Raw genomic sequence first — 13,211 nt, 5'->3', positions numbered from 1 at the left:
CCGAGGGTTCCGACGTGCGGCGCGGCAATTCGCGTTCCCGCGCGGCGACGTCAGGCGAATGAAAGCTCTTCGAATTCTTCGGCGTACGCGCGCGCAACGTCGGCGGTCAAACGCAGCGCTCGTCTGCTCCACTCCAGCGGCGCGCCCGCCAGTCCGCATGCTGGGCTGACCGCGATCCGTTGCGCCAGCGTGCGACGGCCGAAGCCGAGCCGATCGATCAGCCGCACCCCCGGCTCGGCGAAGGTCCGCCAGGTGACCGCCGAGGCGGGCGCCTCGATGGGCACGACGCCGAGCACCAGGTGTTTGCCCGCTTCCAGGGCCTCTCCGACCTCGTCGAGTCGAGCCGTGCCGATGGTGCTCAGGTCGAAGCCGATCGCAGCGGCGACGCTGCGGCGCAGCAGGCCGAGCGCGGGCGGCTCGGCGCAGCTGTGCACCAGCACCGGCGCGGATTGAGCGGTGAGCACCGTGTCCAGGACGGCCAGCGCTTCCGGCTCGGGCAACGCCCGCACGGTGTTCAGCACGCTCACCCCGCGCAGTGAGCCGTCCAGCACCGCGGACAGCGACGGTTCGTCCAACTGCAGGACGACCTGCGCGCCGAGCCGCTTGCGCACCTCCGCCACGTGCTGCGCCAAACCTTCGGCCAGGGATTCCGAGAGGTCACGCACCGCACCGGGATCGGTGAGCACGCGATGTCCGCCGGGCAGCTCGACCTGCGCGGCCAAGGTCAGCGGGCCCGCCGACTGCACCTTCACCCGACGGTTGCGGCCGGAGAGACCGGCGGTCTCCCACGCTTCCTCGAGCGCGTCCAGATCGGTTCGCAGCAGGTCGTGCGCCCGGCGCGCGACCGCGCCCGGACGGGGCGCGAGCCGGTAGCCCCTGGGCGTGGTGTCGAAGCGCAGGTCGACCAGCAGCGCGGAAGCCCGGCCGATCAGGTCCGCGCCCGCACCGCGAGCCGGCAGTTCCACCAGGTGCGGCAACTCGCCGAGTTCACCGACGATGGTCGCGGCGGCCTCGCGCGGGTCGGTGCCCGGCCAGGAGCCGACCCCGGTGGCGATCCCGCCCGGCACGCGCACCGGCTCGGTCACCACGTCCGTCCCACTGTCTCGAGCCGCGTCCTCCGCGCCGGTCTCGTACACCGCTGCCGTACCTCCGTCCGTTCGATTCCGCCATTACGGGATCCGTCGTCTCGACGGCTACACAGGGTCTTCAGTCCGAACGCCGCGTCGGGCTGCGAGAAAGGACGGCACCGGATGCCGCGGCGCGCGCCGGATCACCGCGCCGACTCGGCCCCCGCTTCACTCGCGACGGGCTCGCGCACGGTCCCGGAGATGGTCCCACTGCCGATCACCTCGTCGCCTTCGGGATCCGGCCGGTAGAGCACCACGGCCTGGCCGCGCGCCACACCGGTCAGCGGCTCACGCAGCCGCACGGTCAGTCCGTCGCCCACCGCCTCGGCCACCGCGGGCGCGGTGCCGCCGTGTGCGCGCACCTGCGCCACGCACTCGATCGGTCCGCTCGGCGCGGAACCCGACGTCCAGATCGCGCGCTCCGCCTCGACCGTCCAGACCCGCAGGTCATCGGCCGAACCGACGTGGACCGTGCCGGAATCGGGGTCGATGCCGGTGACGTATCGCGGCTTGCCGTCGGCGGCGGGACCCGGCAACCCCAATCCCTTGCGCTGGCCGATGGTGAACCCGTGCACGCCCTCGTGCCGCGCGAGCACCTGACCGTCGGCGTCGACGACCGCGCCGGGCCGGATACCGATCTTCGCGCCCAGGAAGGCACGGGTGTCGCCGGAGGGGATGAAGCAGATGTCGTGGCTGTCCGGCTTGTTCGCGACGGCGAGGCCGCGCTCGGCCGCCTCGGCGCGGATCTGTGGCTTGGGGGTGTCGCCCACCGGGAACATCGCGCGCGAAAGCTGCTGCGCGGTCAGCACCGCCAGCACGTAGGACTGGTCCTTGTCGGCGTCGACGGCGCGGCGGAGCACACCGTCCGCGAGCCGCGCGTAGTGCCCGGTGACCACAGCGTCGAAGCCGAGCGCCACCGCACGGTCGGCCAGCGCGGAGAACTTGATCTTCTCGTTGCAGCGCAGGCACGGATTCGGCGTCTCGCCCGCCGCGTAGGCCGCGACGAAGTCATCGATGACGTCTTCCTTGAAGCGGTCGGCGAAATCCCAGACATAGAAGGGGATGCCCAGCACGTCGGCGGCGCGGCGGGCGTCACCGGCGTCCTCCTTCGAGCAGCAGCCGCGCGACCCCGTGCGCAGCGTGCCCGGTGTCGCCGACAGCGCCAGATGCACGCCGACCACCTCGTGACCGGCGTCGACGGCACGCGCCGCCGCCACGGCCGAATCCACACCACCGCTCATCGCGGCGAGTACCCGCATCAGACACCTCCTTTCGCACCGGCCAGGCCCGCGGCCTTGGCCCGCTCCACCACCTGGGGCAATACTTCCAGCAGCGCGTCCACGTCGGCCCGCGTCGAGGTGTGGCCCAACGAGAAGCGCAGCGATCCGCGCGCCTGCCGAGGCTCGACGCCCATGGCGATCAGCACGTGACTGGGCGTGGCGACGCCCGCGGTGCACGCCGAACCGGTCGAGCATTCGACCCCCGCCGCATCCAGCAGCATCAGCAGTGAATCCCCCTCGCACCCGGGGAAGGTGACGTGCACGTTGCCGGGCAGACGCCGCTCGCCGGACGGGCCGTTCAGCACCGCGTCGGGCGCCGCCGCGCGGATCCCGTCGATCAACGCGTCGCGCAACGCGACCAGCTCGACGGCCCGGTCGGGAAGTTCGCTCGCCGTCTGGCGCAGCGCCGCGGCCAGGCCGAGGGCGGCCGCCGTGTCGGAGGTGCCGGACCGCAGGTCGCGCTCGTGGCCGCCGCCGTGCAGCAGCGGCACGCACGGCACCTGCCTGCCGAGCAGCAGCACTCCGACACCGTGCGGGCCGCCGACCTTGTGCCCGGCGAAACTGGCCGCGGACAACCCGCTCGCGCCGAAGTCGATCGGCAGCTGCGCCGCCGCCTGTACCGCGTCGCTGTGCATCGGAACGCCGAATTCGGCTGCCACGGCGGCCAATTCGGCGATCGGCTGGATGGCGCCGACCTCGTTGTTCGCCCACATGACGGTGACCAGCGCGACATCGTCGGGCTGGTCGGCCAGCGCGGCGCGCAGCACGCCGGCGGAGACCACGCCCTCGGCGTCCACCGGCAGCCAGGTGACCTGCGCGCCCTCGTGCCGCTCCAGCCACTCCACCGCGTCGATCACCGCGTGATGCTCGATCGAACTGGCGATGATCCGGGTCCGGCGCGGATCGGCGTCGCGGCGCGCCCAGAAGATGCCCTTGACCGCCAGATTGTCGCTCTCGGTGCCGCCGGAGGTGAAGACCACCTCCGAGGGCCGGGCGCCCAGGTCGGCGGCGATCGACTCGCGCGCTTCTTCGAGCAGCCTCCGGGCCGCGCGCCCCGATCCGTGCAGGGACGACGCGTTGCCCGTGGTGCGCAGGGCAGCCGTCATCGCCTCGATGGCCGCGGGCAGCATCGGTGTGGTGGCCGCGTGATCGAGGTAGACCGTCTGGGGCGCAGCACCGTTGACCGGGCCCGAAAAAGCCGACTTCATGACCAGTTAAGGATAGCCGTCACCGTCTGCCGGTTATTCCCCCCTGCTCGCGCGCCCGCGGGGGGTGCGATTCCGGGCCGAATGCACCAGTACGCGACTGAATCTCAGGGTAATCACCTATTGAATGTGCCGCTAAACAGCGGTACGTTATCCAGTGTATTGATCGCTGTCCCGCTCGCTCCCGAACGGGTTCCCGGCCGGAGCGCCGAGCGATCGACTACCGGACGAATCGATGAGTGAGGAAGTTCCGATGGACCCACGCACCCATGGACGTACGCGACGTGTGCTGGCACGCGCCGCCGCGGCGTCCGTACTCGCCCTGATGCCGGTCGCCGCCGTCGCGGTGCCCGCGCTCGCCGACCCGATCGTGCTCGAGACCCCCGACCAGGTCGACGCGGCGCACGGCCGCCCAGGGCACGGCCACGGCGGTCACCGTCACGACGGCTGGAACAACGGGCGGCACAACGACTGGGATCGGGGTCGCCACGACGACTGGTTCCGCGGTCGGGACCGCCACGACGACTGGGACCACGGCAGGCCCGGTTGGCACCACGGATTCCGGCCGCCCACGGGCAGCGGTTTCTGAGTTTCCCCTTTTCCGGGGCGGGCCGACATCGGCTCGCCCCGGAATCGTATGCAGCGCGTCACCACTCGACGCGGGTGCTCACGACCATGGGGTGATACAGAGCGAGCCTCAGGGGTGCGTGGTGGTCGAGCCCGGCCGTGTGCGCGGGTTTCCACGGCTGCTACTCCGTCGGCGGCGATCGACCCGCGCGCCTCCTCCAGTCGCCGCCGGGCGGCGCGCACCGATCCGCGCAGCGTCGACGCGCTGCCCCCTGCTCACAGCCACGCGAGGGATGCGATTCCGGTTCAGTTTCCCGTCGAATACCCCTGTCGGCGGTAGATTTCAGGGTTTTCACCTATTAAGCGAACCGTCGAACAGCGATACGTTGTCGGACGAATTCATCGCTGCTCGTCCGTTTCCCGTGCGGCCCAGGCCGGTGTGCCGAGCGGCCGACTACCGGACGAATCCATGAGAGGAAGTTCCCGATGGACCGACGCCCGCAGGGACTTACGCGACATGTGCTGGCACGTGCCGCGGCCGCGTCCGTACTCGCTGTGATGCCGGTCGCCGCCGTCGCGGTGCCCGCGCTCGCCGACCCGATCGTGCTCGAGCCCGCCGATCTCCACGACCACGGCCGTTTCCACGACCACGGCCGTTTCCACGACCACGGCTGTATCCACGACCACGGCCGCTTCCACGACCACGGCCGCTTCCACGACCACAACCGGGATCCCGACTGCGACGACGACTGGCTCCTCGGCCGTGACCGCCAGGAAGACCGGGACCAGGACAGGCCCGGTGTGCGCCCCGGGTTCCGGCCGCCCACGGGCAGCGGATTCTGAGTTTCCCCTCCGGGGGCGCGGATTCTGAGGACAGCCACGGGCGAACGGTGACGAAGCCGGGATCGGGCTATCGCGCAACATGCCGCGCCACGAACCCCGGCTGCGCGTTCAGCGCCTACTGCGCGGCTGCGGTGCGGCGACCGCGCAGCATCGGGCGGCGGCGTGGCCTGCGCACCTCTGGGGCGTCGGCGGCGACCGACGGGTCCTGCACGCGGGTGTGCCCCGCCTCGATCCACTCCGTCGCTTCCGCCGCACCACGGTGCGACGACGCGGTACCCCGGATGGCCGCCTCGCAGCGGCGGGCCAGCTCGCGCCGGTCGTCGCCGGGCCGCTGGACCGGCTCCAGCACCACTTCGGCGACCATGCCACGCGACCGCAGCACCCGTCGCGCGGAGGAGGCGAAGGTGTCGACGCCGACGAAACCGGGCACCGTGCACTGCACGCCGTGCCGGTCCAGGTACCGCAACCGCACCGGCTGCACCGGAGTGCCGGTGTCCACGGCCGCTTGGAACAACGCGGGACGCATAGTGCCGTAAGCCCGGCCACACCAAGTTGTGCCTTCCGGGAAGACGCCGATCCGGTCGCCCGCGGCCAGCCGCGCTCCGACCGCCGTCACCACGCCGGGCAGCTGCCGCAGACTCTCGCGCTCGATCGGAATCACCCGCATCAGCTTGGCGAGTCTGCCGATCAGCGGCCAGTCCACCATGTCCGCACGCGCCACGAAGCCGAGCGGCTGCACCGAGGCCAGCGCGACGATATCGGTCCAGCCGATATGCCCGGTGACGACCAGCACACCGCCGGCGCCGGTCCCGAACCCGGCGGATACGAGCGCGGCGTCGCCCTCATCGACGACACCGCGCTCTTCCACGGCCCCCCGGTTGTCGACAATGCGCAACCGCATGCCCAGACAGCCGAGCAGTAAGTGCGCATAGCCGCGGTGCAACGAAACCCGCCGGCCACGCGGTGTCACCGCGTTCGCGACCGGGAAGCTGAGCAGCAGTCCGGCGACCCCGGCCAGGCGGGCGAGCACCCGCGCCGACCCGACCTCATCGATCGAATCCAGGCAGCCGGGGCCGCAGGGGCTCGACGGCATCCATGCGTGCGCGGTGGACGTGGCGGGTGGCGCGTCGAAGACCACGGTCCTCACCGTCCCCCGTCGAACGACGCGGCGGCGTCTTGTAGCCGGTTGAGGTAGCGGGTGTTGATCGTGTTCAGCCCGAGCAACACGACGAAGTCGGCGACCGCGAATGCGGGATCGTGGGCGGGCTCGCCGCAGATCTCCGCGCCCAGCCGCAGGTAACCGCGTACCAGCGGGGGGAGTTTCGGCCGCGACGGCGGCGCCAGCTCGTCCAGGGCCTTGCCGTCGACGATCACCGGGTTGTACGGGTGGACCCGGCGCTCCGGGTCGGAGGAGTGCCGGCCGAGCAGCATATCGCGCACGCCGCGCACGTTCACCCCGGGCGCGTCGGCCGGGGTGTCCTGCATCGGCACCGACACGCAGCCCATGACCCACTCGTAGCCGGTGAGCTGGATGTAGTGCAGGATGCCCGCCCACATGAGGGTGAGCACCGAGCCGTTGCGGTGATCGGGGACCACGCAGGCGCGGCCCATCTCAACGATCCGCATGCCCTCCGGGTCCAGCTGGGCCAGATCGAATTCCGTCGCCGTGTAGTACCCGCCCGCCGCGGCGACCTTGTCCGGCGGCAGCATTCGATAGCAGCCGACGAACTCGCCGGTGGCGTCGTCGCGCACGAGCATGTGATCGCAGTGCTCGTCGAAACGGTCGGCGTCCAAACCCGTACCGGCGTCCGGGATCCGGAACCCCGGCTCGTTGGCGAAGACGTTGTATCGCAGGCGCTGCGCGGCGACGCGGTGGTCGAGATCGGAGGAAACCACCAGCGAGTAGCGCGACCGTCCCTCCCCGGAGTCCGTCGGTCGAGCCGGGGCTGTCAGCACGGACGAAATAGTCATATCCATGATGAAGCCAGCTCGACAATGCGCCGCAGCAACCTCGAAGTGTCGCGACGATGCCGGTTGGGTGAACGAGACGGCTGTCACACCGAGCGTTCACCGAACGGTTCCACCGCGTTCGCCCCTCGGCATCGCGACCGCTTCCCCCATGCGGTTACGGCCGATCCCCGACGGATCGCGCCACTCCCGTCTCAGAGCGGCGCGATTCCTCAGGTACGGGAAGCAATCAAGCGGCGCGGCTCTCCTCGGCGCGTACCTTCTTCGGGGTCGTGTCCTCTTCGGCGAAACCGGGGCGTCCGGTGAAGATGAACGCGACCAGCCAGGACGCGACCGCGGCGAAGCGGTTGCGGAAGCCGACCAGGTAGAACAGGTGCACCGCGAGCCACATGACCCAGGCGACGAAGCCGCGGAAGGTGATGCGGTCGTTGAGCTTCGTCACGGCGCTGAACCGGCTGATCACCGCCATGCTGCCCTTGTCCCAGTAGGTGAAGGGGGTGCCGGGCTGCTTCTTGCGGCGGATGATGTCGGCGGCGTGCCTGCCCTCCTGCATGGCCACCGGCGACTGGCCGGGGTAGCCGTTGAGCGAAGTCATGTCGCCGATGGCGTAGATGTCGGCGTAGCCGCCGACGGTGAGGTCCGGGTTGATCAGCAGCCGGCCTGCCCGGTCGGTCGCCACGCCCGTGGCCTCGGCCAGAATCTTCGCGAACCCGCCCGCCTGCACGCCCGCCGACCAGACCACGGTTTCCGCCGCGATCGCGTGCTCGACGCCGTCGGCGCTCTTGACGGTGACCTTGCCGTGCTCGATGTCGGTGACGAAGGTGCCGAGCAGCACGTCCACGCCGCTGCGAGTCAGCGACTTCTTCGCGTATTCCGACAGCCCGCCGCCGAACGGCGGGAGCACCTCGCCGGCACCCTCGACGAGCGTGACCGAAACCTCCTGGTGGAAATGCCGTTTCGCCAGCTCCTTCAGCTGACCGGCCACCTCGACGCCGGTCGCGCCCGCGCCGACCACGACGAAGCTGAGCAGCCTGCGCCTGGTCTGCTCGTCGGCCTGCGCGGCTTCGGCGAAGACCCGAGCGATCTGCGCGCGCAGCCGCCGCGCGTCGTCGATGGTTTTGAGCGAATAGGTCTTCTCGGCGAAGTCGTCACGGCCGAAGTAGGACTGGCTCGCGCCGGTGGCCGCGATCAGCGAGCCGTAACGGATGCGGTGGGGCACGCCCTCGTGCTCGTAGGTGACGATGGCGCGGTCGGGATCGATGTCGACCACGGTGCCCAGGCGCACATCGGCTTCGCGATGACGGCGCAGGATCCCCGCGATCGGCGGCGCGATCTCCTCCGATGTGAGCACACCCGTCGCTACCTGGTACAACAGCGGTTGGAAGAGATGTTCGGGCGTGCTGGAGATCAGCACATAGTCCACCCCCGACTTGGCCAGCTGCTTGGCGGCGGCGAGCCCGCCGAACCCCGATCCGACAATGACGACACCTGCGGTTTCGATTCCCGCTTCCACGTACTGCATGACAGCCTCCTTCTCTCATTACGAACCGCGATCCGGAGGGCGGATATTTCAGGTGTGTGGGCGCATAATTCAGATGACTCTTATCTCGATTCGTAATTAATCAGGAGGCCGCTGTGGAACTTCGGCAGCTCACCTACTTCGTCGCGGTGTGCGAGGAGCTCAGCTTCAGCGGCGCCGCGGCGCGCTGCTTCATCTCGCAGTCGGCGATCAGCCACCAGATCTCCCGGCTCGAGCGCGACCTCGGTGTGCAACTGTTCGAGCGCTCGACCCGCTCGGTCGTGCCCACCGACGCCACCGCCCGGCTACTTCCCCTCGCGAAACAAATGCTGAGCCTGGAGTCGGCGATCCGCGCCGCCGTGCGCACGGTGGGTCCGCGCATACGGCTGGCCGCGAACATGTCCTTCGCCACCCGCTCGCTGTCGGCGATCGCGGGGGCGCGCGCCGCGCATCCGGAGGCGGAGATCGAGTTCGTCATCAAACCCTTCCGCCAGCGCATCACCGCGGTGACCGACGGCGACTGCGATCTCGCCCTCATCCGCGGCAGGGTCGACCAGCCCGGCCTCGTGGTGGAGCAACTGTGGGTGGAGGACCTGGTGATCGCCACCTCGAGCGCACATCCGCTGGCGACGAAGGACACAGTGACCCTGGCGGACCTGAGTTCGTACCCCCTTCTGCTGCCGCCGGAGCAGGAGCAGGTGTTGTTGCATACCGTGATCCGCAACGCGTTCGCCGAATTGCCCACCGGTCCCACGTTCGGGCCGCCGATCCCGCCCGATCACACGGCGACGATGGAGCTGATCAACCGGCCCGACGCGTGGACGGTGCTGTATGCCGAAAGCACCACCGAAGGACTGGTCGTCCTGCGCCTGGCCGAAAGCAAGCTACGGATCCCGGTGTCGGCGGTGCTGCGCGCCGACGCCCGGCGCTCACCGATCCTGGACACCCTGCTCACCGCACTGCACCGCTGCTGAGCACGGTCGTTCGTCAGCGGGCCGTTCATCGCTGCGAGACGTCGGCTCCGGGCCGTCCCTGGCACCGATCACGGGACGCGCAATCGTCCACGGCACCGATCGCTGCCGATTCGATCGAGTGGGCACCGTGCTCGACCCCTGCGATCATGGAAGCGGAACGAATCCGATTCCGATCGTGCCAGGTCCCTGCGCTGCGATGTCGTCGAGAATCCCATGAATACCGGTGAACTGGAACGGCGCCCACGGCTTCAGCGGATTGATCGCGGAGGTGATCCCGACCAGACCACTCCGTGTGGTCACCGGTCCACCGCTGTCGCCCGGAATGACCGCGGCCCATGAACTGATGACGTTGTTCTTGTACTCGATAACGAGACCACATGTCGTTCCGGACACTTGGCCGTACTTGCACATGATGTCCGAGAGGGGAACCGGAGCCACGCCGATCCGGTTGATCACGGTGCCGTTCGGCGTCGTGTTGACCGGATCGATCTTCGTTTCGTCCAGCTTGATGACCGCGTAATCTTTGGACGAGTCGGCAGGAAAGCGCATCGACGGAAAGCCGGGCCAATTCGTGGGCCACGTGGCGTAGTACCCGACCGGACCCAGTCCGCGATTCCCCGAGAGGAATACCTCCTGAGCTCTGGTGTTCCGAGTCATCATGTGCCCTGCCGTGAGAGCCACCAGATTGCCGAGCTCGTCATACCCGACAGCTCCTACGGTGCCCCAGCTTCCGCGCGGCGGTCCGCCATCGGACGTGATCGACATTCCCGGACCGAAATTCACCCCGCATGGCGCAGGCGTGCCGACATAAGTGAACGGAAGACCGTTACTCAGTCCACTGGGCGATGTGACGGTGATACGCACAACTCCTCTTGCGGGAGGAGAGACAGCCGTGATCCGCGTTGCGGAGTCGATTGTGAACGAAGTCGCTGAAATGGCGCCGAATCCGACCGCCGTAGCTGCGGTCAGGTTCGTCCCGGTCAAGATGACCGTGGTTCCACCGATGACCGGCCCCGAACCCGGGCTCGCCGAGGTCAGAGTCGGCGCCGCGGAAAGGGAAGTAGTGGTGGACATCGTGCGACCTCCTCGACCCGACGGAATCGGTTCCGCTGCGCCAGGATTGTGAACTCGCTCGATCCTGACCCTATTCAGTAAGGCGCCTATACAGGTCCGCGAGCAAGAGATCTCTCGATCCGTTTTCTTCCGTTTTCAGATCGGAGGTACGGGGCGAAGTGGTGCAACAGCGCCGCGGCGACAACCGTTCGCGGTGCGTCGAAATGGCTTGGCCGGGCGGCGGCATGATCGGCGTCCGGGACAGGACCGCTCTCCCTCGACCATCGAATACGACTACAGCTCAACCACTCCGCTGTGCACGCGCGGCATCCCCATTCCGAGCCTGCCCACCCGGTCGAGAACGGCCCCGAGAGTTCCCGGGGCCGTTCAATCGAGTCCAGTTGCGCGGATCAGGCGCCCAGTTCCGTCGCCGCCAGTGCCGTGCCCTCGATGCGGGCACGGATCTTGGCGAACGCGGTCTCCCGCGAGGTGGAGGTGTCGTCGGCGAACGGCGAGAAGCCGCAGTCGTCGCAGGTGCCCAACCGTTCGACGGGCAGGAAGCGGGCGGCGAGCAGCACCCGGTCGCGGACCTGTTCGGGTGTCTCGACCTGCGGGTCGATCGGGTCGGTGACGCCGATGAACACCCGCGCCTCGGCGGGCAGGTGCTCGGCGACCACGGCGAGCACCTTCTCCGGGTCCGGCTCGCTGGCGAACTGGAGGTAGAACGCGCCCACCCGCAGTTGCAGCAGCTTCGGCAGCAATTGGACATAGTCCACGTCCAGACTGTGCGTGGAGTCCTGATCGCCGCCGGGGCAGGTATGCACGCCGATCCTGGCCCGCTCCTCGTCCGAGAACCGCTCGAGCACCGTGTTGTTCAGCTCGATGAACTGGTCGAGCACCCCGCCGCTCGGATCCAGCTTGAGCGACAGCCGCCCCTCGGTGAAGTCGAGCTGCACCAGGTGCGCACCCGCCTCCAGGCAGCCGCGGATGTCGGCCTCGGCCGCGTCGGCCAGGTCGGCGAGGAACTGCTCGCGGGGGTAACCCTCGATTCCGTCGGCCGGATACAACAAGCTCAGCGCCGACGGCGCGATGACGGCCTGCTTCACCGGAACGGTGGCGTGCTGCTGCGCGCTGCGCAGATAGTCCGCCGCATGAGCGGCATAGCGGAACGGGCCCGAGGTCAACCGTGGCAACTGTCTCTGATGCCCGTCGGCGAACGGGATGATCGCCCCGTCCGGGGCCAGGTTGTCCAGCCCGGCGATCGGATAAGTGGCGAAACTCGGCTTGGACTGCTCGCCGTCGGTGACGACGGGAGAGCCGAGTTCTTCCAGCTTGCGGATGGTCTCGGCGACCGCGCTGCGCTGAAGTTCGGCGAGCGCGGCGGCGTCGCCGGAATCGTCGGCCATGGCGGCCAACAGGTCGTGAGGTCGAGGGATGCTACCGATCGGTTCCGTGGGGATGCTCACCGGCCGAGTGTACGTCCGCGACCTGCACCTTCGACGCGAAATCGCCTGCGCCGTAATTTATTTCGCACCGCTCACGACTTTTGTGCGAGGCGCCTCGAGAGTTTGCACCAATTTCGCGGCAACCTTTTCCGCGCGGTCACAACCCGCGTGCCGTCCGGCTCGACCGCGAAACGCCAACGGCCCCGGACACGAAGTCCGGGGCCGCTCGACAGCGAGAGCCCGATCAGCCCTTGTGCGCCTTGACCGCTTCGGTCAGCTGGGGCGCGACGTTGAACAGGTCGCCCACGATGCCGTAGTCGGCGATCTCGAAGATCGGCGCCTCTTCGTCCTTGTTGACCGCGACGATGGTCTTCGAGGTCTGCATGCCGGCGCGGTGCTGGATGGCGCCGGAGATGCCGAGGGCGATGTACAGCTGCGGGGAGACCGTCTTACCGGTCTGGCCCACCTGGAACTGGCCCGGGTAGTAGCCCGAGTCGACCGCGGCGCGCGACGCGCCGACGGCCGCGCCGAGCGAGTCGGCCAGCGCCTCGACCACCGCGAAGTTGTCGGCGGAACCGACACCGCGGCCACCGGAGACCACGATGCTCGCCTCGGTGAGTTCCGGACGGTCACCGGCCACGACCGGCTCCCGCGAGGTCACCTTGACCACGCCTTCTTCCTGCGCGGGCACCTCGACGGTCACCTTCTCGCCCGCACCCGCCTGCGCGGAGGCCTCGACGGCGCCCGGGCGGACCGAGATCACCGGGACATCGCCGGTGACCTTGGCGTCGACGGTGAACGCGCCACCGAAGATGGAGTGCACGGCGGTGCCGTCGGACTTCACGTCGATCACGTCGACCAGCAGGCCGGAGCCGATGCGGGCGGCCAGGCGACCCGACACCTCCTTGCCTTCGGCGCTGGCGGCGACGATGACGGCGGCGGGCGAGACCGACTCGGTCAGCGCGGCCAGCACGTCGACCTTCGGGGTCACCAGGTAGTTCTCCACATCGTCGGACTCGGCGATGTAGATCTTCTCGGCGCCCGCCGCGGCCAGCGCGTCGGCCAGCTTCTCGCCGGTGCCTGCCGTGCCGAGCACGACGGCGGCGGGCTCGCCCAGGGCGCGGGCGGCGGTGAGCAGTTCGGTGCTGACCTTCTTGATCGCACCCTCGGCGTGCTCGACGAGCACGAGTACTTCAGCCATGTGTGTTCTCTCCTAGGAAGTCTGCAGCG

General features: G+C 69.2%; 12 protein-coding genes. 3 read left to right on the top strand and 9 right to left on the bottom strand.

Annotated elements, in window-relative coordinates; genetic code table 11:
* Positions 1-50: 50 nt before the first annotated feature.
* The 3 genes from ABZ552_RS11140 to ABZ552_RS11130 form a co-directional block, all read right to left on the bottom strand.
* Entirely contained in the window at positions 51-1,085 is a 1,035-nt protein-coding gene (locus ABZ552_RS11140) for a methionine synthase (RefSeq protein WP_357436823.1), read from the bottom strand.
* 185 nt (positions 1,086-1,270) lie between these two features.
* On the bottom strand, positions 1,271-2,386 hold the full coding sequence (gene mnmA / locus ABZ552_RS11135) for a tRNA 2-thiouridine(34) synthase MnmA (protein WP_281878331.1): 1,116 nt from the start codon (positions 2,384-2,386) through the stop codon (positions 1,271-1,273).
* Positions 2,386-3,615 carry a cysteine desulfurase family protein gene (locus ABZ552_RS11130; RefSeq protein ID WP_357436650.1) on the bottom strand — a complete coding sequence of 410 codons (1,230 nt, stop codon included), beginning with the start codon at positions 3,613-3,615 and terminating at the stop codon, positions 2,386-2,388. The genes mnmA and ABZ552_RS11130 overlap by 1 nt, the downstream gene beginning before the upstream one ends.
* A 250-nt stretch (positions 3,616-3,865) precedes the next feature.
* Here ABZ552_RS11130 and ABZ552_RS11125 point away from each other — a divergent pair, with 250 nt between their 5' ends.
* Both ABZ552_RS11125 and ABZ552_RS11120 read left to right on the top strand, forming a co-directional pair.
* Positions 3,866-4,201, top strand: a complete 336-nt coding sequence (locus tag ABZ552_RS11125) for a hypothetical protein (protein ID WP_281917611.1) — start codon at positions 3,866-3,868, stop codon at positions 4,199-4,201.
* A 464-nt stretch (positions 4,202-4,665) separates the two neighbouring features.
* Positions 4,666-5,022 (top strand): hypothetical protein, encoded by a 357-nt coding sequence (locus tag ABZ552_RS11120; RefSeq protein ID WP_357436646.1) that lies wholly within the window; start codon positions 4,666-4,668, stop codon positions 5,020-5,022.
* A gap of 115 nt (positions 5,023-5,137) precedes the next feature.
* Here the strand turns inward: ABZ552_RS11120 and ABZ552_RS11115 are convergent, their stop codons facing one another.
* The 3 genes from ABZ552_RS11115 to ABZ552_RS11105 all read right to left on the bottom strand — a co-directional run bounded on the left by ABZ552_RS11115 (position 5,138) and on the right by ABZ552_RS11105 (position 8,512).
* A complete protein-coding gene (locus tag ABZ552_RS11115) occupies positions 5,138-6,169 on the bottom strand; it encodes a lysophospholipid acyltransferase family protein (protein ID WP_281917609.1) in 1,032 nt (343 codons plus the stop codon).
* Entirely contained in the window at positions 6,166-6,993 is an 828-nt protein-coding gene (locus tag ABZ552_RS11110; protein WP_357436643.1) for a GNAT family N-acyltransferase, read from the bottom strand. The genes ABZ552_RS11115 and ABZ552_RS11110 overlap by 4 nt, the downstream gene beginning before the upstream one ends.
* A 226-nt stretch (positions 6,994-7,219) precedes the next feature.
* Positions 7,220-8,512, bottom strand: a complete 1,293-nt coding sequence (locus ABZ552_RS11105) for an NAD(P)/FAD-dependent oxidoreductase (protein ID WP_281878324.1) — start codon at positions 8,510-8,512, stop codon at positions 7,220-7,222.
* 113 nt (positions 8,513-8,625) lie between these two features.
* Here ABZ552_RS11105 and ABZ552_RS11100 point away from each other — a divergent pair, with 113 nt between their 5' ends.
* Positions 8,626-9,483 (top strand): LysR family transcriptional regulator, encoded by an 858-nt coding sequence (locus ABZ552_RS11100; RefSeq protein WP_159838498.1) that lies wholly within the window; start codon positions 8,626-8,628, stop codon positions 9,481-9,483.
* A 144-nt stretch (positions 9,484-9,627) separates the two neighbouring features.
* On the opposite strand, the gene ABZ552_RS11095 is transcribed toward ABZ552_RS11100, so the two are convergent.
* From ABZ552_RS11095 to ABZ552_RS11085, 3 genes are all read right to left on the bottom strand, one after another.
* On the bottom strand, positions 9,628-10,557 hold the full coding sequence (locus ABZ552_RS11095) for an IPT/TIG domain-containing protein (protein WP_281917608.1): 930 nt from the start codon (positions 10,555-10,557) through the stop codon (positions 9,628-9,630).
* Between the two features lie 389 nt (positions 10,558-10,946).
* Complete coding sequence (locus tag ABZ552_RS11090) at positions 10,947-12,002, bottom strand: cobalamin-independent methionine synthase II family protein (protein ID WP_357436638.1); 1,056 nt, start codon at positions 12,000-12,002, stop codon at positions 10,947-10,949.
* A gap of 223 nt (positions 12,003-12,225) precedes the next feature.
* The gene (locus ABZ552_RS11085) at positions 12,226-13,182 is read right to left on the bottom strand and encodes an electron transfer flavoprotein subunit alpha/FixB family protein (RefSeq protein WP_281917607.1); all 957 of its coding nucleotides are present in this window, start codon (positions 13,180-13,182) and stop codon (positions 12,226-12,228) included.
* Between the last annotated feature and the right edge of the window lie 29 nt (positions 13,183-13,211).

Origin of the sequence: Nocardia sp. NPDC019219 (assembly GCF_040632645.1) — a bacterium.
In the GTDB taxonomy this organism is placed as follows: domain Bacteria; phylum Actinomycetota; class Actinomycetes; order Mycobacteriales; family Mycobacteriaceae; genus Nocardia; species Nocardia sputorum.
This window is presented reverse-complemented; position numbering and strand designations above follow the sequence as displayed.